We start from the raw sequence: 21,750 nt of genomic DNA, 5'->3' as shown, positions 1-21,750 counted from the left end.
CTCTTTCGCGGCTTTCCTTCTAGACCATTTTTCCGCCGCCGGGGACACCGCGCCGGACGGCTTGACAGCGCGCCGGCTTCGGCTCCATCTTGCATGCAAGAATAAATGCATTTGGGAGGATGCCATGGCATCGAAGGGTCTGGCGGCAGCGGCGGCATTGATTTTTCTCGGCGCATCCTGCGTCGGCGCGGCGGCGCAGAGCCGCTATCCCGATCGTCCCGTCACGATCGTCGTGCCGGCGGCGGCGGGCGGGCCGAGCGACACCGTCGCCCGGCTGGTGGCGCAGGCGATGACGCCGACCCTCGGCCAGCAGATGGTGATCGAAAACAAGGGCGGCGCGGGCGGCTCGCTCGGTGCCGGCGACGTGGCGAAGGCGGCGCCGGACGGCTACACCCTGCTGCTCTACCATATCGGCGTCGCGACCTTCGCCCCGCTCTATCCCAAACTGCCCTACAAGCCGGAGGAGTTTTCCCCGGTCGGCCTCGTGACCGAGGTGCCCATGGTGCTGGTCGGGCGCAGCGATCTCCGCGCCAATTCGATGCCGGAACTCCTCGCGCTGCTGAAGGAGAAGGGCCCCGCGCTGACCATCGGCACGGCCGGGGTCGGCTCCGTCTCGCACCTCTGCGCTTTGCTTCTGGCGAACGCCACCGGGGCCAAATTCGTCGACGTGCCCTATAAGGGCTCGGGCCCGGCCATGCTCGATCTGGTCGGCAAGCGCATCGATCTGATGTGCGACCAGACGACGAATACGGTCAATCAGATCAAGGCCGGCGACATCAAGGCGTTCGGCGTCACGACGCGGGCGCGCATCGCGGTTCTGCCCGCCGTCCCGACGCTGAACGAGAGCGGCCTCAAGGGCTTCGAAATCACCGCCTGGCACGCGCTCTGGGCGCCGAAGGGCACGCCGGAGCCGATCCGCATGACGCTGTCCGCCGCGCTCCAGAAGGCCCTCAAGGATCCGACCGTGATCGACCGCATGGCGTCGCTCGGGACGGTTCCGGTGCCGGACGACCTCGCCACGCCCGCCGCGCTCGACCGTCAGTTCCGCTCGGAGATCGCGCGGCTCGGCAAGCTGCTCGCCGCGGTGGCACCGAACTGATCCGCATTCCTGCCGGGGCCGGCGGCTTCCCGCAGGAGACCGAGGGTCGGGGCGAACGACTCGCGCCGGCCCGGCTTTCCCCTCGGAGACCAAGATGAAGACGTACAGGATTGCCGCCATTCCCGGCGACGGCATCGGCGACGAAGTGATCTCGGCCGGCGTGGAGGTGCTGCACGCCCTCGCCGCCCGCGAGGGCAGCTTCGCCTTCGACGTCGACCGGTTCGATTGGGGCGGCGAACACTATAAGGCGCATGGCCGCATGATGCCGGAGAACGGCCGCGACCTGATCCGCGGCCACGATGCCATCCTGTTCGGCTCGGCCGGCCATCCCGACATCCCCGATCACGTCACGCTCTGGGGCCTGCGGCTCGCCATCTGCCAGCCCTTCGACCAATATGCCAATGTGCGGCCGACGCGGATCCTGCCGGGCATCGTGTCGCCGCTGCGGGGTGTCGCGGCCGGCACGCTCGACTGGGTCATCGTGCGCGAGAATTCCGAGGGCGAATATGCCGGCGTCGGCGGGCGGGTGCATCAGGGCTCGCCGCTCGAAGCGGCGACCGACGTGTCGATGTTCACCCGCGCCGGGGTCGAACGCATCCTGCGCTTCGCCTTCCGGCTGGCTCGCACCCGTCCGCGCAAATTGCTGACCGTCGTCACCAAGTCCAACGCCCAGCGCCACGCTATGGTCATGTGGGACGAGATCGCCAAAGAGGTGGCGGCCGAATTCCCGGACGTGACCTGGGACAAGATGCTGGTCGACGCCATGACGGTGCGCATGGTGATGAAGCCGGAGAGCCTCGACACCATCGTCGCCACCAATCTGCATGCCGACATCCTGTCGGATCTCGCAGCGGCGCTCGCCGGCTCGCTGGGCATCGCGCCGACCGCGAACCTCAATCCGGAACGCGCTTTCCCCTCGATGTTCGAGCCGATCCACGGTTCGGCCTTCGACATTACGGGGAAGGGCATCGCCAACCCGATCGGCACCTTCTGGTCGGCGGTGATGATGCTGGAGCATCTCGGCGAGCCGGCCGCCGCCGGCCGGCTGATGGCCGCGATCGAACGCGTGACCGGCGACGCCCGCTGCCACACGCCGGATCTCGGCGGCACCGCCCGCACCGCCGACGTGACCGCCGCGACCATCGCCGCGATCACCGGCGCCAACGCCTGAGCGGGGGCGCGCGGGAGCGGCCGAGCGCCCGACGCTGCCGAAGGCGGGGGCCGTGTGCCCCGCCTGCTCGTCGTCGGGCTTCGACGCCATGTGACCTCGGGCCGGCGGCGGCGCGCCCGGCTCCCGGCTGCGCCGCGCGGCAGTCTCGGTCAAGCGCGGACCTCCGCCAGCGCCACGGCGTCGGCGCCTGCCGGGAAACGCAGCCGGCCGGAGCGATCGTTCGCCGCCTGCCACACGGCTTCGGCGACGTCGGCCTCCGTCGTCACCAGAGCCGGCTTGGCATAGCCGGCGAAGATCGGCGCGGCGAAGGCGGCATAGGCTTCCGGAATCAGATCTTCGACCCGCACCCCGCAATTGTGGGCGAAGCGCGTGGTCGGGGCATAGCCCGGCTCCACCAGTTTGACGCGGACGTCGAAATGCCCGAGTTCGTGGGCGAGCGATGCCGTGAAGCCTTCGATGGCCTGCTTGCTCGCGGTATAGGCGGCCGCCAGCGGCATGGGGGCCAGCGTCACGCTCGATGTCACATTGACCACGACGCCCGATCTGCGGGCGCGGAAGTGCGGGATCACGGCCTGGGTCATCGCCATGACGCCGAACGTATTGGTCTCGAACACCGCGCGCACATGCGCCAGCGGCGTCGCCTCGAACGCGCCGACCACGCCGATGCCGGCATTGTTGACCAGCGCATCGAGCGGCCCGGCGGCGTCGAGCGCCGCCGCGATGCTCTCGGCCCGGGTCACGTCCAACGGCAGCACGCGCAGCCGGTCCGAGCGGGGCAGGACGTCCTCCCGGGGCACCCGCATGGTGGCAACGACGTGCCAGCCGTGGGCGTGGAAGTGACGGGCGGTCTCGAGCCCGTAGCCGGACGAGCAGCCGGTGATCAGGACGGTCTTCATTGGCGCGTGTCTCTCTGTGATTGACACCGCGAGGATAGCGGGATGATCTGGACGATCATCGATGATGCGTCGCTAATTCATTTGCGAGAGTCCGAATGGCAGATCCGCTTGCGCAGGTGATCGCGCTCCTGCGGCCGCGTGCCGTGATGTCCAAGGGGATATCCGGGGCCGGACGCTGGGCGGTGCGCTATTCCGAGTTCGGGCATCCCGGCTTCTGCGCCGTGATCGCGGGGCGGTGCCGTCTCGCCGTCTCCGGCGCGCCGGCGGTGACCCTGGAGGCGGGGGATTTCGTGCTCCTGCCCGCGACGCCGGCCTTCACTTTGTCGGGGTTCGGCCCGGCCCCGGTGCGCCGCATCGATCCCAGGACCGCGCCGGCTGCGGACGGGGAGGTTCGCCACGGCACCCTCGACGGTCCGCCGGACGTCCGCCTGCGCGGCGGCTATTTCATGTTCGAGTCCCCCGACGCGGCGCTTCTCGTGTCGCTTTTGCCCGCCATGATCCACATCCATGGCGACGATCGCCTCGCGCTCCTGGTGCGCCTGTTCGGCGACGAGGCGGAGGGGCGGCGGGCCGGCCGCGATCTGGTGCTCGCGCGTCTCGTCGAGGTGCTGCTGATCGAAGCCCTGCGGGCGGCGCCCGGCCTCGCGGTCCCGCCGGGCCTGCTGCGCGGCCTCGCCGATCCCCGCATCGCCGACGCGTTGCGGCAGATGCACGGCGATCCCGAGCGGGGCTGGACGGTCGAGGACCTCGCCAAGGCGGCGGGCCTGTCCCGCTCCACCTTCTTCGCGCGCTTCGCCCGCACCGTCGGGTTTCGGCCGATGGAATATCTTTTGGCCTGGCGCATGGCGCTCGCCAAGGATCTTCTGCGCCGCCGGACGCTGTCGCTCGACGATGTCGCGCGGCGGGTCGGCTACGGTTCGGCGAGCACCTTCAGCACCGCCTTCAGCCGCCATGTCGGTCGCCCGCCCGGCGCGTTCGCGCGCACCGTCCCCGCGTCAGCCGAAGCGGATGGGTGAGCGCACGCGCAGGAGCGGGCCCTCGGTGGCATGGTCCTCTTTCTGGAACAGGCCGACCGCCTTCAGGTGCGCGTCCTCGAGGAGGGCGTCGAGGCTGTTGACCGGGGCGCAGGGAATATCCAGCGCGCGCAGCAAAGCCAGCCAGTCCGCGGTGGTGCGCTCCGGCAGGCAGGCATCGAGGCGGGCATAGAGAATGCCGATCATGGCCGCGCGCTCGGCATCGGCGGCGAGCGCCGGGTCGCGCGCCCAATCGTCCCGGCCGACGGCCTCGAAGAAGCTGCGCCAGTGGCGCGCGCTATAGGGCAGGACGCTGATATGGCCGTCCGCCGTGCGGTAGGGCCGACGGTGGGGCGAGAGCACGCGGGCATAGCCGCTGCCGCCGAGCGGCGGCACGAAGGTGAGCCCCGCCAGATGCTCGACCGCGAGGAAGGCGGTCAGGACCTCGAACATCGGCACCTCCACCGTCGCCCCCAAGCCGGTCGCGGCGCGTGCCGTCAGAGCGGACGTGATGGCGGCGACGGCGTAGAGGGCGGTGATCTTGTCGGCGGCGATGGTGGGGGCGTAACGCGGCGCGTCGCCGGTCTGGGCGTGGAGCTCGGCCCAGCCCGCCTCGGCCTGGATCACGTCGTCATAGGCCGGCCGGTCGCGATAGGGACCGTCCTGGCCGTAGCCGACGATGGCGCAATAGACGAGCCGCGGATTGACCGCCCGCATCGCCTCCGGCCCGAGCCCGAGCCGCTCCGCCGCCGCCATGCGCATATTGTGCAGCAGCACGTCGGCGTCCGCGACCAAAGCGAGAAACTCCGCCCGCCGGCCGGGATCCTTCAAATCGAGCCGGCGGATCTCCTTGTCGCGGTTGCAGTTCAGGAAGGCGGCGCCGCGTCCCGGCGTGCGGGCGGGGCCGGCCGCCCCCATGATGTCGCCCTCCGGCGGCTCGATCTTGATCACCGCCGCCCCGAAATCGCCGAGGATGTGCCCGGCATAGGGGCCGGCGATGACGGTGCTGAGATCGAGCACCTTGAGCGATGCGAGCGGTCCGGCCATGGATGGCCTCCCTGGAGCGGCGGGGATCGGGCGCGGCGCGCCGGTCAGCGGGCGGTGAAGCCGCCGTCGACCGGCAGCGCGACGCCGGTGACGAAGCCGGCATCGTCGGAGGCGAGCCAGAGCGCCGCATGGGCGACTTCCTCGGCCTTGCACAGCCGGCCCATCGGCACCGCGGCGAGCATGCGGGCCTGGTTCGCGGCGGCCTCGGCGGGATCGCCGGAGCGGCCGGTGAAGCCGAGCTTCATCGGCGTGTCGGCGAGGCCCGGGCAGACCACGTTCACCCGCACGCCGTCGGCCGCGAAGCGCTGGGCGAGCGACTTGGTGAGGCCCACCACGGCGAATTTCGCCGCCGAATAGACCGGGCTGAACATCGAGCCGACGAGGCCCGAGACCGAGGAGGTGAACACCACCGCGCCGCCGCCGCGCGCGCGCATATGGCCGATGGCCTCGCCGGCCGACAGGGTGGCGGAGGTGACGTTGAGCGCGATCGCCTGGTCGTAGGCGGCGAGGTCGAGATCCTCCACCCCGGCCGGCCCCGGCGTCCCGGCATGCGCCCACAGCACGTCGATGCCGCCGAGCCGGTCCGCCGCGACGTGGATCGCGCGCTTCACCTCGTCGGGCCGGGAGAGGTCGGCGACCACGGTCTCGACGGTGTGCCCCTTGGCCGCCATGTCCTGCGCGAGGGTCGCGAGGGCGGCCGCGTTGATGTCGATGGCGACGACGCGCGCGCCTTCCCGGAGGAACAGGTCGACCCCGGCGCGGCCCATGCCGGAGGCGGCGGCGGTGATGACGGCGAGCTTGTTGGCGAGACGCATGGATCTGTCCTTCCGGATCGTGCGGTCAATTGGCATAGGCGTCGGGGAAGCGGCCCGTCGTGCTGACGATGGTGGTGCGGGTCTCGAGGTAGGAATCCAGCGCTTCGATGCCGTTCTCGCGGCCCCAGCCGCTGGCCTTGAACCCGCCATACGGCGTCGACCAGCGGATGAAGCGATAGGTGTTCACCCACACCATGCCGGCGCGGATGCGGCTGGCGACGCGGTGGGCGCGCCCGACATCGGAGGTCCACAGGCCGGCGGTGAGGCCGTAGGCGGTATCGTTGGCGATGGCGATCGCCTCCTCCTCGTCGTCGAACGGGATCAAGGCGGCGACCGGTCCGAAAATCTCCTCGCGGGCGATGCGCATGGCATTGGAGACGCCCGCGAACACGGTCGGCGCGACGAAATAGCCGCCGGCATGCTCGGGTCCGGCGAGCCGGTGTCCGCCGGTGACGAGCTGCGCGCCCTCGGCGGTGCCGGTCTCGATATAGGACAGGGTCTTGGCGAGCTGTTCGGCATGGGCCTGCGGCCCCATATGGGTCGCCTCGTCCAGCGGCGGCCCCACCCGCACGCGGCCGGCGCGGGCCGCGAAGGCGGCCACCACCTGGTCGTAGACCGGCCGCTGCACCAGCACCCGCGAGCCGAGGGCGCAGCTTTGCCCGCACAGGGTCCAGGCGGAATTGGTCGCGGCGTTCAGCGCCTGTTCGAGATCGGCGTCGGCGAACAGGATGTGGGGCGACTTGCCGCCGAGTTCGAAGGTGAACCGCTTCATGGTCTCGGCGCCGGCGCGCAGGATGGTCTTGGCGGTCGCGCCCTCGCCGGTGAAGGCGATCTTGTCGACGTCGGGATGGGCGACGAGATATTCGCCCGCGCCGTCCTTTCCGGTGCCGGGCACGATGTTGACGACGCCCGGCGGGAAGCCCGCGGCCGCGAACAGCCGCCCGAGTTCGAGCGAGGTGACCGGCGTCTGCTCCGCCGGCTTCAGCACCACCGTGCAGCCGGCGGCGAGGGCGGGGCCGAGCTTCCAGCACGCCGCCATCAAAGGGACGTTCCAGGGCGTGATGGCGCCGACCACGCCGACCGGCACGCGGGAGGTGAAGGCGTGGACGCTGTCGTCGAACGGGATGGTGCGGCCCGCGGCCTTGTCGGCGAGGGAGGCCCACCAATGATAGGCGTTGGAATGGCCGCCGACATCCGCCAGGGATTCGCGCAAGGCCCGGCCGGAATCGCGGGTTTCCAGGATCGCGAGCTCCCGCGCCTGCGCCTTGTAGAGGTCGGCGAAGCGGCGCAGCAGGGCCGCCCGCTCGTGCCCCGGCATGCGGCCCCACGGGCCGGCGAGCGCGGCGCGGGCGGCGGCGACCGCCTTGTCGACGTCGCGCCGGCCGCCGAAGGCGACCACGGCCCACGGGCGGCCGGTGGCGGGATCGATGCTCTCGACGAGGGACCCGTCCTCCGGCGCCACGAAGGCGCCGTCGATGAAGAGCTGGTCGTAGCGGGCGAGCGGGGCGGCGGCGGGGCGTGCAGAGGTCATGTCCGCTCCTGAAGAGGGCTGTCGGCGGCGTGGCGCCGCCCGGTCTCGACCGGGCATGCGCCGGCCGTCCGCGCGTCGGGTGCGCGGCGGCGAGCGGGGGAAAGCGGGGACCGCGGGGCGGCTACTTCTTCACCAGCGGGCAGTCGCTGTCCGCGATCGGGCGGAAGGCGCGGTCCGGCGGGATGGTGGCGAGGATGGTGTAGTAATCGAACGGCCCCTTCGACTCCGCCGGCTTCTTGACCTGCACCAGCATCATCTGATGCACGACGCGGCCGTCGGCGCGCAGATGCGTCTTGCCGAACAGCGGGTCGTCGAACGTGCCGGCGGCGCGCATCGCCGTGACCACCGCGGCCCCGTCCTTGGCGGAACCGGTCTTGGCGACCGCCTTGAGATAAGCGAGCACCGCGGAATAGGCGCCGGCCTGGTTCATCGAGGGGAAGCGGCCATTGCTGCGCGCCGCGAAGCGCTTGCCGAAGGCGCGGGTCTGGTCGTTCTGGTCCCAGTAGAAGCCGGTGGTGAGCTGCAGGCCCTGCGCGGTCTTCAGCCCGAGGGAATGGATGTCGGAGATGAAGAGCAGCATGCCGGCCAGCTTCTGCCCGCTTTCGACGATGCCGAATTCGGCCGCCTGCTTGATCGCGGTGATGGTGTCGCCGCCGGCATTGGCCAGCGCCACCACCTGCGCGCCCGAGGCCTGGGCCTTCAGGAGATAGGAGGAAAAGTCCTTGGTGTCGGTCGGGTGACGGACATTGCCGACCACCTTGCCGCCATCGGCGACCACGACGGCGCCGGCATCGCGCTCCAGCGCGTGGCCGAGGGCGAAGTCGGCGGTGAGGAAGAACCAGGTCTTGCCGCCGCCGCGGGTGATCGCATCGGCCGTCCCGTGGGCCAGCGCCCAGGTGTCGTAGGTCCAATGGACCGAATTGGCGGTGCACGCTTTGCCGCTGAGGTCCGAGGTCCCCGACGCGGTGAACAGCGCGACCTTGTTCTTCTCCTGGACCAGCGGGGCAATGGCGAGGGAGATGGCGCTGGTCGGCAGATCGACGAGCACGTCCACCCCCTCCGAATCGAACCATTTCCGGGCGATGCTGCTGGAGACGTCGGGCTTGTTCAGCGCATCCCCGGAGACCACGTCGATGGTGAGCCCCTTGGCCTCGGGGAGCGCCTTGAAGTCTTCCACCGCCATCAGGGTGGCCTCGAGCGCGCCTTTGCCGCCGATGTCGGAGAAGATGCCGGACATGTCGGCGAGAACGCCGATCTTGACCGGGACGGTGTCCGCGAAGGCGGGGGTGAGGGCGAGCCAGGCGCAGGTGGCGAGGGCCAGGGTGGCCCCCGTGCGAGGAGACGGCATGATGATCCTCCCGGTGATTTTTTGTTGCGGTCGGGCATCGGCTGCGCCCGTCTTAAAATTCCTGTACAGAACTTTATAAGACACACACAGGAATTTAGTGTCAAGCGGCTCGCAAGCGCCGCAGTCCTCGTCTAGAACGATGACAGGCGAGACGCAGGCGGCCGAGACGGGCCGGGCAGAGTGTCAGATGAGTGTGAAGCAGGCTGCCAACGTTTTGGAGTTGCTGGAATATTTTTCCGAGCGGCAGCGGCCGGCGACGCTGGCGGAGATTTCCGACGATCTCGGCTGGCCGCGCTCCAGCACCTTCAATCTGGTCGGGACCATCGTCGAGAAGGGCTATCTCTACGAGCCACGGCCGCGCGCGGGCTATTATCCGACCCCGCGCTGGCTGACCTTGGTGCAGAAGATCTCGGACGCCGAGCCCCTGCCCGAAATCGCCCGCCAGATCGCCGCCGAGATCGCACGCGAGACCGGAGAGACCACCGCCATCGCCGCCCTCAGCGGCGGCTATGTGATGTTCATGCATGTCGAGGAATCGACCCATCCGGTGCGCTACCATGTCCAGGTCGGCGACCGGATCCCGGCTTATGCCGCCTCGGTCGGCCGCGCGCTGCTGGCGCAGCTGACCCCGGAGGCCCGCCAGGCGGTCTATCGGAAGATGGCGTTCGAACCTTATTCGGACACGACGCCGACCAGCGCCGAGATGGTGGAAGGCGAGCTGCGCGCGGCGCAGGAGCGCGGCTACCACCAGAGCCAGTCCGAATTCATCCCAGATCTGGCCGGCGTGTCGCTTCCCTTGCGGATCGCCGACCGCGCCCTGTCCGTCGTGGTGGCGGGACCGGTCTCGCGCTGCCTCGACCGGCGTCCCGCGACCTTCAAGATCATGAAGCGCGCCATCGCCGCCCACCAGGCCGAGACAGAGGGGCGTTAAGCCCAGCCCGTCAGGCCTGACCCTCGATGAACTTCACCAGAGCGGGCAGGAGCCCGGGATGGAGCGGGGCGCGGCGGTCGCGGTAGAGCGCGAAATTCGCGGCGCGGTCGGGCGGCGCGTCCTTGAAGATGTGGTTGGCGCCGGGCAGCGTCACCACCTGCGCGTCGGGCCGGCCGCGTTGCAGGGCCGCGAGATCGGCGGCGCCGACCTGGAGGTCGTGGGTGCCCTGGACCAGGAGCGTCGGGGTCGAGAGCCGGGCGAGTTCGCGCGCCGGGTCGACGGCAATCTCTGAGGCGAGGAAGGGCTGGACCGAGGGCCGGAACGCCATGCGCAGCGCCTTCGGCACCTCCTCCACCCGTCCGCCCGCCGCCACCGTCGAGAGGATGGAGAGCGCCTTGTGCAGCATGGAATCGGGCAGGTTCATCGCCCGGAACTGATCGCCGAGGATCTGGTCCAGCCGGCGGCCGGGGCCGGCCATCAGGGCAAGGCCGTCCACATTCGCGCGGGCGGCGGCGCGGATCGCGACGCTCGCGCCCTCGCTGTGGCCGGCGAGGAACACCTCCTCGACGTCCGCCCGCCGCTTCAGGCTGGCGAGCGCGCCCAGCGCGTCGTCGACATATTGGTCGAACCGCAGATCCTCCTCGCGCCGCACCAGCGCATGGGAGGCGCCGACGCCGCGCTTGTCGTAGCGCAGCACCCGATAGCCCGCGCCGGCGAGGCCGAGGGCGATCTGGCGGTAGAGGTCGGTGGTGATGGCGGGGCCGTTGCCGTCGCGGTCCGTCGGGCCGGATCCGGCGATGAGCAGCACCGCCGGTCCTTCGCGCGGGCCATGGCGCGCCGCGGCGAAGGTGCCGACCAGGCCGCCGTCCCGCCACGGCACCTCCTCCACCTCGAAGGCGGGGGCGGCGTCGAGCCGCTTGGAGGCCGACAGAAGCAGGGCGCAGGCGCCCGCCGCCAGGACCGTGCGCCGCGTGACCATCGGCCCGCTCAGCGGCCGAGTTCGGAATCTTCGAGGCGGCGCGCCTCGTCCGCCAGCATGATGGGGATGCCGTCCCGGATCGGGAAGGCGAGGCGGGCGGCGCGCGAGATCAGTTCCTGGCGCGTCCGGTCATAGTCCAGGGGGCCCTTGGTGATCGGGCAGACCAGGAGTTCGAGAAGCTTGGGATCGACCTCGTGGCCGGACCGGTGCGGCTGCGTCATCATTCATCCCCTCCGGCGCCGCGCGATCCGTCCCGCCTTGCGGCGGCCCCCCGGAGGTGCGGTGCCCGTTCGATCCGGTCAGTCTAACGCGTCGGACCCGCGCGTCCACGGCAATTTTGCCGCGCAAGGATTTTCGTCCCCCAAGGCCGAGGTCAAGATCGGCAACGCAAAGTGATGGCCGGCATGCGGAAGTTTTATTTCCCGTGGCGCCGGCCGGGCGCTAATCAGGCCGCTTCACAGCGAAGTTTCTTTCAATGAATCGTCAAGCGTCTCTCGGTTTGCTGCTCGGTCTTGTCGGCGTCACCCTGTTTGGAGCCACCGTTCCCGCCACGCGCTTTGCCGTCCACTGGCTCGATCCGGCCTTTCTCACCTTCGCGCGGGCGAGCCTCGCCGGCCTCCTCGCGGCGGGCATCCTGCTCGTGCGGCGTTCGGCCCCGCCGTGGCGGCGCGGCCTGCCGACGCTGGATTTTCTGATCGTCGCGGGCTGCCTGATGGTCGGCTTCCCGCTGCTCATGGCCTATGGCAGCGTCACCGTGCCCTCCTCCCATGCCGGGGTGGTGCTGGGCATCCTGCCGCTCGCGACCACGCTCGCCGCGACCCTGCTGTCGGGGGAGCGGCCGAGCCTCGGCTTCTTCGCGCTCTCGATCCTCGGCTGCGCGCTGGTCGTCGCCTTCGCGCTGCGCAATGGCGGCGCGGAGGGGTTCGGCGCGGGCGATGCGATGCTCGGCGTCGGCGCGGTGCTGTGCGCGATCGGCTATGCCGTGTCCGGCCGCCTGTCGCGCCGGGTCCCGGGCTGGGAAGTGATCTGCTGGGCGCTGACCCTCGGTTTGCCGCTCGCGCTGCCGATGACGCTGATTCTCCTCCCGCCGGGGCTGGAGAGCGTGCCGGCGCCGGCCTGGGCGGCGCTGGTCTATGTCGCGGCGATCAGCCAGCTCGTCGCCTTCTTCTTCTGGAATACCGGACTGGCGCTCGGCGGCATTTCCCGCGTCGGCCAGCTGCAATTGCTCCAGACCTTCCTGATCGTCGTGCTGTCCTGGCCGATCAATGGCGAGGCGCCGGACCTCGAAACCTATCTGTTCATGGTCGCGGTCATGGCGGTGGTGGCGCTCGGCCAGAAGACCAAGGTGACGGTCGCCGCGATCCCGGCCGAATAGGCCGGGCTCAGTCGGCGAGCCCGAGGCTCGGCGCCGCGCGGCGCTCCAGAATGCCGCGGATCGCGTCCACCATCTCGCTTTCCTTCACTGCGAACTGGGCCGGCCGGGCGGCGCGATATTCCGCATTGTCGGCGATGCCAGCGGCGATCTTCGCGCCTTCCACGAGATCCTTGATCTGGACCTCGCCCGCGGCCTTCTCGTTGGAGCCCTGGATGATGACCGCCGGCGCGTTGCGCTTGTCGGCATATTTCATCTGCGCCTTCATGCCGGAGCCGCCGAGATACATTTCGGCGCGGATGCCGTTGGCGCGCAGCGCCGCCACCATCTTCATATAATCCGCGATGCGCTCCGGCTCCTTGTCCATGGCGAGCACCACGACGGGGCCGATCTCGGCCTCGGTCTCCAGCTTGCCGAGATAAGCGAGGGCGTGGAGCAGACGCGAGACGCCGATCGAGAAGCCCGTCGCCGGAACCGGCTCGCCGCGGAAGCGCGCCACCAGCCCGTCATAGCGCCCGCCGCCCGCCACCGAGCCGAAGCGGACGGGACGGCCGTCCTCGTCCTTGACCTCGAAGGTCAGCTCGGCCTCGTAGACCGGGCCGGTATAATATTCGAGGCCGCGCACGACGGAGGGGTCGATCAACACCCGGCCGTCATCATAGCCGGCGGCGGCCACGAGCCGGCCGATCAGCCGCAATTCGTCGAGCCCGTCGCGTCCGGACTGGCTCTCGCCGACCACCAGAGCGAGCTTGTCCAGCCCGGACAGGCCGGCGCCGGCGCTGACGAAAGCGCTCACCCGGTCGATGTCGGCCGTCTCCAGCCCCGCCCCCTTGGTGAAATCCCCCGAAGGATCGAGTCGCCCCTTGCCGAGCAGATCGCGCACCCCGTCGATTCCGACCTTGTCCAGCTTGTCGATCGCCCGCAGCACGGTGAGCCGCCGCCCGGCATTGTCATCGCCGCCGAGGCCGATCGCCTCCAAGACGCCGTCCAGAACCTTGCGGTTGTTGACCTTGATCACATAGTCGCCGCGCGCGATGCCGACCGCCTCCAGCGTGTCGGCGGCCATCATGCAGATTTCGGCATCGGCCGCGACCGAGGGTGCGCCGACCGTGTCGGCGTCGAACTGCATGAACTGGCGGAAGCGGCCGGGGCCGGGCTTCTCGTTGCGGAACACGGTGCCCGCGCGATAGGAGCGGTAGGGCTTGGGCAATTGGTCGAAATGCTCGGCGACATAGCGCGCGAGCGGCGCGGTGAGGTCGTAGCGCAGCGAGAGCCACTGCTCGTCATCGTCCTGGAACGAGAACACGCCTTCGTTCGGCCGGTCCTGGTCGGGCAGGAATTTGCCCAGCGCGTCGGTATATTCGATCGCCGGGGTCTCCAGCGCCTCGAAGCCGTAGAGCGCATAGACGGCGCGGATCTTCTCCAGCATCGCCCGGGTCGCGGCGAGTTCCCCGCCATGGCGGTCGACGAGACCGCGCGGGAGCCGTGCCTTGGGTTTCGTGTCGCTGGCCATGGAAGAACTCATCGCAAGGGGCGCCGGGCGCCGCGTGTCCGCGCCTCTTAGAGGAGCGGGGGCCGAGCGGCAAGGTTGGGGGCGTGGGTCCGCTTCCGCCTGCCTAACTCTTGTCCCTCCCTCACCCTCCTCCGGCTTCCCCCTCCCTCACCCTCCCCCTCCCCCGCAAGCGGGAGAGGGGATCCGGACGGTGTCGGCGGAGCGCGGGAAGAGGATCCGGAGGTCGTCAGAAGCATGGCGGCCCGGAGTCCGCTGCAAAGTAAAGGGGCCTCGTCTCCCGCCCCGGCCCCGTCCCCGCCCGCGCACCCTGCCCCCTCTCCCGCTTGCGGGGGAGGGTTGGGGAGGGGGTTGGCAGGGGAGGGGTTGGCAAAGGAGGAGCGGGAAAAGGGAGGGGCACCCCCCGGACGTCGCGCGTCCGCTTCAGGCCGTCAGATGCACCACATCGCCCGGCGCGATGCGCCCGCTTGTGAGGATCTTGGCATAGACCCCGCAATCGGTGTGGCCATAGGCCCGGTGGAGGCCCTTCACCACGTTGAGGTCGCGCGCGGCGGTGGTCGGGTCGACGCTGGTCGCGGCGCAGCGCTCGGTGCGCTTCAGCACTTTGAGGCGCACCGGCCCGATTTCGATCTCCCGCCCCACCAGATCGAGTTCCGCCCCCGGCGCCCAGCCGTCGAGATGCAGATTCATGCGGAAGCGCAGCGGGTCGAGCGCCACCCCCATCCGCGCTTCGAGATCGCGCACGCTGGCGAGGTTGAGCAAAGAGACGAAGCCGGACCGGAGGCTGTCCATGAAGCGATGGCCCTCGGGCGCTTCCAGCACCGTCAGCGCGCCACGCGCCTCCCCGCCCATATAGGCTGTGAGAAAGGTGACGATGGCCGCGCGACCGTCCGGCGTCGAGAGATCGCCGCGCGCCACCTCCGCGCCGTCGAGCGCCAGGGTGAAGACCCGGCTGTCGGGATCGAAGCGGGTCTTCAGGGCGGCGATGCGGGCATGGCGCATCAGCACCAGAAAGGCGGTCTTCTCCTTGTAAGCGGGGGCGGCGGGATCGAACCCGCTCGGGCCGTTCTCCACCGCATAGAGCCGGTCGCCGGGAAAGAATTGCCCGGCTTCGAGCGTCACGGCATCCAGAGGCTCGGGAGAAAATCCCTTCACGGGATAGCGATAGAGGGCGACGAGACGGGCGGCGTCCATGGCGTGATCCGGTGGGGCGCGGCGCGTGATGCGCGGCGCGCCTCATGGGTAGCCGCTCGGCCGCGCCGGCTGCAACAGGCGCGACCTTACGGGTCTTGCTTTCTCCGGTCCGGTCTCGCCTCCAGTCTCTTCGCGCGTCCGGTTCCTTCTCGCTGTCCACCTCCCAGCCATTCCCCCTCCCCAACTCTCCCCCTCCCAGCCCTCCCCCTCCCCAGCCCTCCCCCGCAAGCGGGAGAGGGGGCAGGGTGCGCGGGCGGGGAGGAGGCCCGTTTACTTTCCAGCGGACTCCGGGCCGCCATGCTTCCGACGACCTCCGGATCCTCTCCCCGCTTTCCACCAGCACCGTCCGGATCCCCTCTCCCGCTTGCGGGGAGGGTGAGGGAGGGGGAAGCCGGGTGAGGGAGGGGGAAGCCGGGTGAGGGTGGTGAGGGGGCAGGGTGCGCGGGCGGGGGCGAGGCCCTGCTCTTTGTACTGGACACAGTGCGGTCCGCTCTGCCCAGCAGTCCGATCCTTTCCGCCGCTCTCCACCGGTACCGTCCGGATCCCCTCTCCCGCTTGCGGGGGAGGGCAAGGGAGGGGGAAGCCGGGTGAAGCGCGTGGGAGAGGGTGGGGGAGACGAACATCGCGCGGCCAGTGGTCCGACATGACATGAAAAAAATCCTACTGACTATATTCCTTTCATCTTCGGATCCTGCTATGGTGGTTTCACCTCGCACCAAGGAGGGGCGCGTCCGGAGCGGCCTGACGGGTGGTGCGGGGCAGCGGGTGTCCGACGGGACGGGGACAACGCACCCCGTTCAGTTAGAAAGGAGGCCGAAGGGGACTGCGCACCGATCCGGGAGTGGTTCGTCCGGTCCCGATGGGAGAACCGATCACCCACGCGGCGCAGCCGACACGCCATAAATCCCCGCGCGGGAGCGGACGGAGCGCAGGCTCCGACGTCGAAGATTACCCCTGGCATGCCTCGCCGGCGTGCCGTCCGCTCCCGCATCCCTCCCCCTCGCCGGGAAACCGGCGGGGCTGGCGGCGCTGGGCGCGCCGCTGCCCGAAAACTGATGCCGATCAAGGCGTCACGGGCGATTGCCGCGAAAATCGCCATCCGGTCCGCCCGGCCTCTTCCGCTTCAGCTCGCCCGCCCCCACATGAGCCGGAGCGGAGCGCGCCCGTCGCGCCTTCCGCCGCGGCGGCCGGGATATCGGCGCCGCATCCGAGCGGTCCCCGCGTGCTCGTCGGAGGCGTGGGGGCGCCGAGGAGGAGAGACAATGAATTTCGAAATCTATACCGAACGCGCCCGCGGCTTCGTCCAGTCCGCCCAATCGCTCGCCTTGCGCGAAGGCAACCAGAATTTCCTGCCCGAGCACCTTCTGAAGGTCCTGATGGACGATCCGGAAGGCCTGTGCTCGGGCCTGATCCAGCGCGCCGGCGGCAATCCGACCCTGGTGCGCGCGGACGTCGAGGCGGCGCTGAAAAAGCTGCCCAAGGTGCAGGGCGGCAACGGCCAGATCTATCTGAGCCCGCTGCTCGCGCGCGTCTTCGACGCCGCCGAACAGGCCGCCAAGAAGGCCGGCGACGGCTATGTCACCGTCGAGCGCCTGCTGCTCGCCCTCGTCATCGAGAAGGAGAGCGAGGCGGGCAAGATCCTGACGCGCGCCGGCGTCACGCCGCAGACCCTCAATGCCGCGATCGAGGCGCTTCGCAAGGGCCGCACCGCCGACACCGCGACGGCCGAGAATGCCTATGACGCGCTGAAGAAATATGCCCGCGACCTGACCCAGGCGGCGCGCGAGGGCAAGCTCGACCCGGTGATCGGCCGCGACGAGGAAATCCGCCGCACCATCCAGGTGCTGGCGCGCCGCACCAAGAACAATCCGGTGCTGATCGGCGAGCCCGGCGTCGGCAAGACCGCGATCGTGGAGGGCCTGGCCCGCCGCATCGTCGACGGCGACGTGCCCGAAAGCCTGAAGAACAAGAGCCTGCTCGCGCTCGACATGGGCTCGCTCATCGCCGGCGCGAAATATCGCGGCGAGTTCGAAGAGCGGCTGAAGGCGATCCTGTCCGAAGTCACCTCGGCCGAGGGCGGCATCATCCTGTTCATCGACGAGATGCACACGCTGGTCGGCGCCGGCAAGACCGACGGCGCGATGGACGCCTCCAACCTGCTCAAGCCCGCACTGGCGCGCGGCGAGCTGCATTGCGTCGGCGCGACCACGCTCGACGAATACCGCAAGCATGTCGAGAAGGACGCCGCGCTCGCCCGCCGCTTCCAGCCGGTCTTCGTCAGCGAGCCGACGGTGGAGGACACCGTCTCGATCCTGCGCGGGCTGAAGGAGAAATACGAGCTGCATCATGGCGTGCGGATCACCGACAGCGCGCTGGTGGCTGCGGCGACCCTCTCGAACCGCTACATCACCGACCGCTTTCTGCCGGACAAGGCCATCGACCTGATGGACGAGGCGTCTTCGCGCCTGCGCATGCAGGTCGATTCCAAGCCGGAGGAGCTGGACAGCCTCGACCGCGACATCGTCCGGCTCAAGATCGAGCAGGAGGCGCTGAAGAAGGAGACCGACCAGGCCTCCAAGGATCGCCTCAAGCGGCTCGAAAAGGAACTCGCCGATCTCGAGGAGCGGGCCTCCGTGCTCACCTCCAAATGGAAGGCCGAGAAGGAGAAGCTCGGCGAGGCGACGACCCTGAAGGCCAAGCTCGACCAGGCGCGGGCGGACCTCGCGTCCGCGCAGCGCCAGGGCGAATACCAGAAGGCCGGCGAGCTGACCTATTCGGTGATCCCGGAGCTGGAGAAGCGGCTCGCCGAGGTCGAGGCCGCGGGCGCCTCGACCGGCATGGTGGAGGAGGCGGTGACGCCCGACCACATTGCCGGCGTGGTCTCGCGCTGGACCGGGGTTCCCGTCGACAAGATGCTCGAAGGCGAGCGTGAGAAGCTGCTGAAGATGGAGCAGGAACTGGCCAAGCGCGTGGTCGGCCAGGCGGAGGCGGTGTCTGCCGTCTCGACCGCCGTGCGGCGCGCCCGCGCCGGGCTCCAGGACCCGAACCGGCCGATCGGCTCGTTCCTGTTCCTCGGCCCGACCGGCGTCGGCAAGACCGAGCTGACCAAGGCGCTCGCCAGCTTCCTGTTCGACGACGACACCGCCATGGTGCGCATCGACATGTCGGAATATATGGAGAAGCACTCCGTGAGCCGGCTGATCGGCGCCCCTCCGGGCTATGTCGGCTATGATGAGGGCGGCGCGCTCACCGAGGCGGTGCGGCGCCGGCCCTATCAGGTCGTGCTGTTCGACGAGGTGGAAAAGGCCCATCCCGACGTCTTCAACGTCCTGCTCCAGGTGCTCGATGACGGTCGCCTGACGGACGGGCAGGGACGGACGGTGGACTTCCGCAACGTCCTGATCGTCATGACCTCCAATCTCGGCGCGGAATTCCTCGCCGATCCCCGCCAGCCCGTCGGCTTCGGCCTGCCGGGCCAGGAAGGCGAGAAGGTGGTGTCCGACGAGGAGGCCTACGATCTGGTCATGGGGGCCGTGCGGCGTCATTTCCGCCCGGAATTCATCAACCGGATCGACGAGATCGTCATGTTCCACCGGTTGAAGCGCGAGCAGATGGGAGCGATCGTCGACATCCAGCTCGGCCGGCTCGCCAAGCTGCTGGAGGACCGCAAGATCGTGCTCGATCTGTCGCCCGAGGCGCGGACCTTCCTCGCCGACAAGGGCTACGACCCGGCTTATGGCGCGCGGCCGCTGAAGCGGACGATCCAGAAGCTGGTCCAGGACCCGCTCGCGGAGAAGATCCTCTCCGGCACGGTCCTGGACGGCTCGCTCGTCCATGTCGGGATCGAGGGCGGCCGCCTCACCTTTGCGCCGGAGCGGCGCATCGAACAGGCCGCCTGAGCGCGGCCGAGCCCCGAAACGCCCGGCGATCCGCCGGGCGTTTTCGTTTTAAATCAAAGACTTGCGATTTCTACCGGCGCGTCCCCGAGGCCGCCGCGGCGACCTTTGGCGGCACCGGGGCGTGGCTGAGCAGGGCTTCGATGCGCTCGCGCTCCTTGCGGAACTCGGCCAGGAACTTGCCGTCGAGCGCCCGCCCGCGCGGCAGGCGCACGCGCATCGGATCGACGAAGGAGCCGTTGATCTTGACCTCGTAATGCAGATGCGGACCGGTCGAGAGGCCGGACGAGCCGAGATAGCCGATCACCTGGCCCTGGCGCACCTGCTGACCGACCCGGATGCCCTTGGCGAAGCCGGACTGGTGGGAATAGGTCGTGACATAGCCGTTGGCGTGCTGGATCTCGGTGTGGCGGCCATAGCCGGACTTCCAGTCGGCATAGATGATCGTGCCGTTGCCGGAGGCGAAGATCGGCGTGCCGACCGAATCCGACCAGTCGACGCCGGTATGCAGCTTGGAATAGCCGAGGATCGGGTGGCGCCGATAGCCGAACGGCGAGCGCATGATGCCGCCGGCCATGGGCTTGCGGACCAGGAACTTCTTCGCGCTCTTGCCGTCCTCGTCGTAATAATCGATCAGCCCGTCATCATTGGTCTGGAAGCGATAGTAGCGGCGCGTTTCGCCGGCGGTGAAGAGCGTGGCGTAGAGCACTTCCGGATCGCCATTGTCCTCGGTGTAGAGCACCTCGAAATTGTCCCCCGGCCGTACCCGGCGCTGGAAGTCGACGTCGAAGGAATAGATCCGCACCAGATCCGAAATCACGCTGCGCGGCATGTCGTTGCGCAAGGCGGTCTCGTAGAGGCTCTCATAGAGCCGGATGCCGGGGCCGTCCTCGTCCTCGGTATCCTCGGAGACGCCGCCGGCATCGGTCTCGGTCGGCTCGGCGACGGAGACGTAGCGGCTGGTGGTATCCGACAGCGCGACCGTGCCTTCGTGGCCGACATCGCTGAACAGCGAGATCCGCAGCACCCGCTTCACCTTGCCGTCGTCCTGCAGCAGCATGCGCAGCCGCCAGCCGTCCTTCACCCCGCCTTGGATGCGCGGGAAGGCGGCGGCGGCGGCGCGGGCCTCGTCCAAAGCGACGCCGGCATCGGCGAGGACCGAGACGATCGTGTCGCCCTTCTTGATCGTCACCGTCTGGTCCGACCAATCGTTGCCGCCCGAAGTCTCGCTCGAGGTCTTGACCACGAAGCTGAGATTTTCCGGCACGTCGGGCCGCGGCGGCAGCAGGCCGGTCGGGGGATAGCCGCCCTCGGCGGCATAAGCGAGATAGGGGCCGGGCAAGGTCGGCGTCAGGCCTGCGGTCCCGGTGATGGCGGCCGGCAGGCCGGCGGGGACCGGCTGGCTGCGCGCCAGTTCGGCGACTTCGCGCACCTTCACCAGCACGCTTTCCATCGGCACCGCGGCGCCGTAGCGGGTGGTGCCGGGGAGCGCGGCGAGGTCGCGGGTGACCACCGTCACCTCGCCGGTCGGCTCGGCCTGCGGCGCGGCCTCCTGATTGTCCATCGACTGGGCGACGATCTGCGCGGGATTGAAGCGCGGGATATTGACCGAGACCGAGGTGGTGGACATCGCGAGATTGGCCGAGACGCGGGTATAGGGCCGCACCTTGATGATCTCGCGGTCGCCGACCTTGGTGGTGGTGGAGAGGCGGAAGGTCTGGCGCGCGGTCGAGGCCTCGGAGAGCAGCGACATGCGATCGCCCTTGCGGGCGACATTGGAGGGGCGCTCGCCGGCCGGCAGGGCGCCGCGCAGCGCGTTGCGCACGGTCTGCGGCATGGCGGCGAAGCGATGGTCGCCGTCGAGCGCGGCATAGACCGCGCCGCCCATCAGGAAGCTGCCGCACAGGCCGGTGAGGAGCGTCGCCGCCAGCCACCGCACGGAGATGCGGCGCCGGTCGATCTCCTCCTCGCCGCCATCGACGCCGAGCGGCGGCTCATCGCCGAGCCCGGCCGCGCTCGTCGCATCGCGCCAGGCGCCGGCAGATCGTCTGTGCTGCAAAACGCGAACCCTTCGCTGAAACCCGCGCGCCGCGCGGGACGCCTCCCCATGATGCACCGGAAGCATGGCCGGCGCGTCCCCGACGCGACGCAGGCGCGGCCGGGCGAGCCGGATGTGAAGGTGCGGAGAAGGCAAAAGGATGGCAAGCCCCGATTGCCCGCCGACGTCCGAACGGGTGGGCGGACCTCGGCGGGCGGGATTCCGGGGAAGATATAGAAACCGCCCGCGCGCGCACGAGGCCCCGTCGCCCCCAAAACCCCTCGGCCGCCGCCGCGCGGCGCCACCGCGGCCGAAAAAAGTGGTCAGCCGCCGAAAAAAATTCAGCGGGACAGCCCCGATCCGGCGGGCAGCGCCCTGGGGGCCGCCCCGCCGCGGCCGCACGGCCGGATCAGATCGATCCCCGCCGCGCCCTGCATTCCAAAGGATTTGCACGATTTTTCGGGGGAACTTATCCACAGCGTCAAACCGCTGTCATGTTCGCCGGAAAAATCGGTGTTGACAGATCGCAGGGGTGGGCCCTATAAACCGCCCATCAACGACGCGCTGACGCCGCCGACGAAACGGCCGGCAGACAGCGCGTCTCCGACGCTCCTCACGACCTTGTTGTTGTGAACCCGCCGGCTCAGGCGCCGAAGGAAGAGCTGTCGCTCCTACATACGTGTAGGGTGGGAATTTCGGTTCCCGTGCTATTTGACAGGTTGAGATAGAAGAAAGAGAAACGTGGACGGCGGAGTCCTTGCGGGTTGTTTTGAGCTTTTGGGCTTGGAGCAACCGAGTATGACTTCGGCGGTCTTACGGAACTCCGGGCGGACGCGATCACGTGAGTGATGTGTCTTGTCCGACCTCGTCGATGATGAGTTAAAGTTCGTAGAGACTTAGCCAAATCAAA

General features: G+C 69.4%; 16 protein-coding genes. 6 read left to right on the top strand and 10 right to left on the bottom strand.

The features are described 5' to 3' along the window. Nucleotides 1-124: 124 nt before the first annotated feature. On the top strand, nucleotides 125-1,099 hold the full coding sequence (locus EDC64_RS09605) for a tripartite tricarboxylate transporter substrate-binding protein (RefSeq protein WP_132031078.1): 975 nt from the start codon (nucleotides 125-127) through the stop codon (nucleotides 1,097-1,099). A 94-nt stretch (nucleotides 1,100-1,193) separates the two neighbouring features. After that, nucleotides 1,194-2,270 carry a tartrate dehydrogenase gene (locus EDC64_RS09600; protein ID WP_132031077.1) on the top strand — a complete coding sequence of 359 codons (1,077 nt, stop codon included), beginning with the start codon at nucleotides 1,194-1,196 and terminating at the stop codon, nucleotides 2,268-2,270. 149 nt (nucleotides 2,271-2,419) lie between these two features. Here the strand turns inward: EDC64_RS09600 and EDC64_RS09595 are convergent, their stop codons facing one another. Next, complete coding sequence (locus EDC64_RS09595) at nucleotides 2,420-3,166, bottom strand: SDR family oxidoreductase (protein ID WP_132031076.1); 747 nt, start codon at nucleotides 3,164-3,166, stop codon at nucleotides 2,420-2,422. A 95-nt stretch (nucleotides 3,167-3,261) separates the two neighbouring features. Between EDC64_RS09595 and EDC64_RS09590 the strand changes: the two genes are divergently transcribed. Next, nucleotides 3,262-4,182 (top strand): AraC family transcriptional regulator, encoded by a 921-nt coding sequence (locus EDC64_RS09590; RefSeq protein WP_132031075.1) that lies wholly within the window; start codon nucleotides 3,262-3,264, stop codon nucleotides 4,180-4,182. On the opposite strand, the gene EDC64_RS09585 is transcribed toward EDC64_RS09590, so the two are convergent. The 4 genes from EDC64_RS09585 to EDC64_RS09570 all read right to left on the bottom strand — a co-directional run bounded on the left by EDC64_RS09585 (nucleotide 4,162) and on the right by EDC64_RS09570 (nucleotide 8,920). Continuing rightward, entirely contained in the window at nucleotides 4,162-5,226 is a 1,065-nt protein-coding gene (locus EDC64_RS09585) for a CaiB/BaiF CoA transferase family protein (RefSeq protein ID WP_132031074.1), read from the bottom strand. The two genes, EDC64_RS09590 and EDC64_RS09585, sit on opposite strands and share 21 nt — an antisense overlap. A gap of 44 nt (nucleotides 5,227-5,270) precedes the next feature. After that, nucleotides 5,271-6,041, bottom strand: coding sequence for an SDR family NAD(P)-dependent oxidoreductase (locus EDC64_RS09580; protein WP_132031073.1), 771 nt, complete (start codon nucleotides 6,039-6,041; stop codon nucleotides 5,271-5,273). A gap of 25 nt (nucleotides 6,042-6,066) precedes the next feature. Further along, nucleotides 6,067-7,572 carry an aldehyde dehydrogenase gene (locus EDC64_RS09575; RefSeq protein ID WP_132031072.1) on the bottom strand — a complete coding sequence of 502 codons (1,506 nt, stop codon included), beginning with the start codon at nucleotides 7,570-7,572 and terminating at the stop codon, nucleotides 6,067-6,069. A 121-nt stretch (nucleotides 7,573-7,693) separates the two neighbouring features. Continuing rightward, a complete protein-coding gene (locus EDC64_RS09570) occupies nucleotides 7,694-8,920 on the bottom strand; it encodes an ABC transporter substrate-binding protein (protein ID WP_132031071.1) in 1,227 nt (408 codons plus the stop codon). Nucleotides 8,921-9,107: 187 nt separating this feature from the next. Here EDC64_RS09570 and EDC64_RS09565 point away from each other — a divergent pair, with 187 nt between their 5' ends. Beyond that, entirely contained in the window at nucleotides 9,108-9,851 is a 744-nt protein-coding gene (locus EDC64_RS09565; RefSeq protein ID WP_132031070.1) for an IclR family transcriptional regulator, read from the top strand. Between the two features lie 10 nt (nucleotides 9,852-9,861). On the opposite strand, the gene EDC64_RS09560 is transcribed toward EDC64_RS09565, so the two are convergent. Then, complete coding sequence (locus EDC64_RS09560; protein ID WP_132031069.1) at nucleotides 9,862-10,830, bottom strand: alpha/beta hydrolase; 969 nt, start codon at nucleotides 10,828-10,830, stop codon at nucleotides 9,862-9,864. Nucleotides 10,831-10,838: 8 nt separating this feature from the next. Then, a complete protein-coding gene (locus EDC64_RS09555) occupies nucleotides 10,839-11,051 on the bottom strand; it encodes a Trm112 family protein (protein ID WP_132031326.1) in 213 nt (70 codons plus the stop codon). Between the two features lie 254 nt (nucleotides 11,052-11,305). Between EDC64_RS09555 and EDC64_RS09550 the strand changes: the two genes are divergently transcribed. Next, a complete protein-coding gene (locus tag EDC64_RS09550; RefSeq protein ID WP_132031068.1) occupies nucleotides 11,306-12,205 on the top strand; it encodes a DMT family transporter in 900 nt (299 codons plus the stop codon). Between the two features lie 7 nt (nucleotides 12,206-12,212). On the opposite strand, the gene hisS is transcribed toward EDC64_RS09550, so the two are convergent. Next, complete coding sequence (hisS, locus tag EDC64_RS09545; RefSeq protein WP_132031067.1) at nucleotides 12,213-13,715, bottom strand: histidine--tRNA ligase; 1,503 nt, start codon at nucleotides 13,713-13,715, stop codon at nucleotides 12,213-12,215. A 420-nt stretch (nucleotides 13,716-14,135) separates the two neighbouring features. Continuing rightward, on the bottom strand, nucleotides 14,136-14,906 hold the full coding sequence (locus EDC64_RS09540; protein ID WP_132031066.1) for an MOSC domain-containing protein: 771 nt from the start codon (nucleotides 14,904-14,906) through the stop codon (nucleotides 14,136-14,138). 1,262 nt (nucleotides 14,907-16,168) lie between these two features. On the opposite strand from EDC64_RS09540, the gene clpB reads away from it, so the two are divergent. Then, complete coding sequence (gene clpB, locus EDC64_RS09535; RefSeq protein WP_132031065.1) at nucleotides 16,169-18,805, top strand: ATP-dependent chaperone ClpB; 2,637 nt, start codon at nucleotides 16,169-16,171, stop codon at nucleotides 18,803-18,805. A gap of 70 nt (nucleotides 18,806-18,875) precedes the next feature. Here clpB and EDC64_RS09530 read toward each other — a convergent pair whose 3' ends face one another. Beyond that, nucleotides 18,876-20,861: a M23 family metallopeptidase gene (locus EDC64_RS09530; RefSeq protein ID WP_245504630.1), complete on the bottom strand. Its 1,986-nt coding sequence runs from the start codon at nucleotides 20,859-20,861 to the stop codon at nucleotides 18,876-18,878. Between the last annotated feature and the right edge of the window lie 889 nt (nucleotides 20,862-21,750).

Origin of the sequence: Aquabacter spiritensis (assembly GCF_004346185.1) — a bacterium.
Taxonomy (GTDB): Bacteria; Pseudomonadota; Alphaproteobacteria; order Rhizobiales; family Xanthobacteraceae; genus Aquabacter; species Aquabacter spiritensis.
The sequence above is the reverse complement of the archived record's forward strand: the minus strand, read 5'-3'. Positions and strand labels throughout refer to the sequence as shown.

What these genes read in the sequence shown, in the direction of transcription:
- clpB (WP_132031065.1), top strand. Translation starts at nt 16,169, where the DNA reads ATGAATTTCGAAATCTATACCGAACGCGCCCGCGGCTTCGTCCAGTCC.
- EDC64_RS09600 (WP_132031077.1), top strand. Translation starts at nt 1,194, where the DNA reads ATGAAGACGTACAGGATTGCCGCCATTCCCGGCGACGGCATCGGCGAC.
- EDC64_RS09605 (WP_132031078.1), top strand. Translation starts at nt 125, where the DNA reads ATGGCATCGAAGGGTCTGGCGGCAGCGGCGGCATTGATTTTTCTCGGC.
- EDC64_RS09555 (WP_132031326.1), bottom strand. Translation starts at nt 11,051, where the DNA reads ATGACGCAGCCGCACCGGTCCGGCCACGAGGTCGATCCCAAGCTTCTC.
- EDC64_RS09540 (WP_132031066.1), bottom strand. Translation starts at nt 14,906, where the DNA reads ATGGACGCCGCCCGTCTCGTCGCCCTCTATCGCTATCCCGTGAAGGGA.
- EDC64_RS09550 (WP_132031068.1), top strand. Translation starts at nt 11,306, where the DNA reads ATGAATCGTCAAGCGTCTCTCGGTTTGCTGCTCGGTCTTGTCGGCGTC.
- EDC64_RS09575 (WP_132031072.1), bottom strand. Translation starts at nt 7,572, where the DNA reads ATGACCTCTGCACGCCCCGCCGCCGCCCCGCTCGCCCGCTACGACCAG.
- EDC64_RS09565 (WP_132031070.1), top strand. Translation starts at nt 9,108, where the DNA reads ATGAGTGTGAAGCAGGCTGCCAACGTTTTGGAGTTGCTGGAATATTTT.
- EDC64_RS09580 (WP_132031073.1), bottom strand. Translation starts at nt 6,041, where the DNA reads ATGCGTCTCGCCAACAAGCTCGCCGTCATCACCGCCGCCGCCTCCGGC.
- EDC64_RS09595 (WP_132031076.1), bottom strand. Translation starts at nt 3,166, where the DNA reads ATGAAGACCGTCCTGATCACCGGCTGCTCGTCCGGCTACGGGCTCGAG.
- EDC64_RS09570 (WP_132031071.1), bottom strand. Translation starts at nt 8,920, where the DNA reads ATGCCGTCTCCTCGCACGGGGGCCACCCTGGCCCTCGCCACCTGCGCC.
- EDC64_RS09560 (WP_132031069.1), bottom strand. Translation starts at nt 10,830, where the DNA reads ATGGTCACGCGGCGCACGGTCCTGGCGGCGGGCGCCTGCGCCCTGCTT.
- hisS (WP_132031067.1), bottom strand. Translation starts at nt 13,715, where the DNA reads ATGGCCAGCGACACGAAACCCAAGGCACGGCTCCCGCGCGGTCTCGTC.
- EDC64_RS09590 (WP_132031075.1), top strand. Translation starts at nt 3,262, where the DNA reads ATGGCAGATCCGCTTGCGCAGGTGATCGCGCTCCTGCGGCCGCGTGCC.
- EDC64_RS09585 (WP_132031074.1), bottom strand. Translation starts at nt 5,226, where the DNA reads ATGGCCGGACCGCTCGCATCGCTCAAGGTGCTCGATCTCAGCACCGTC.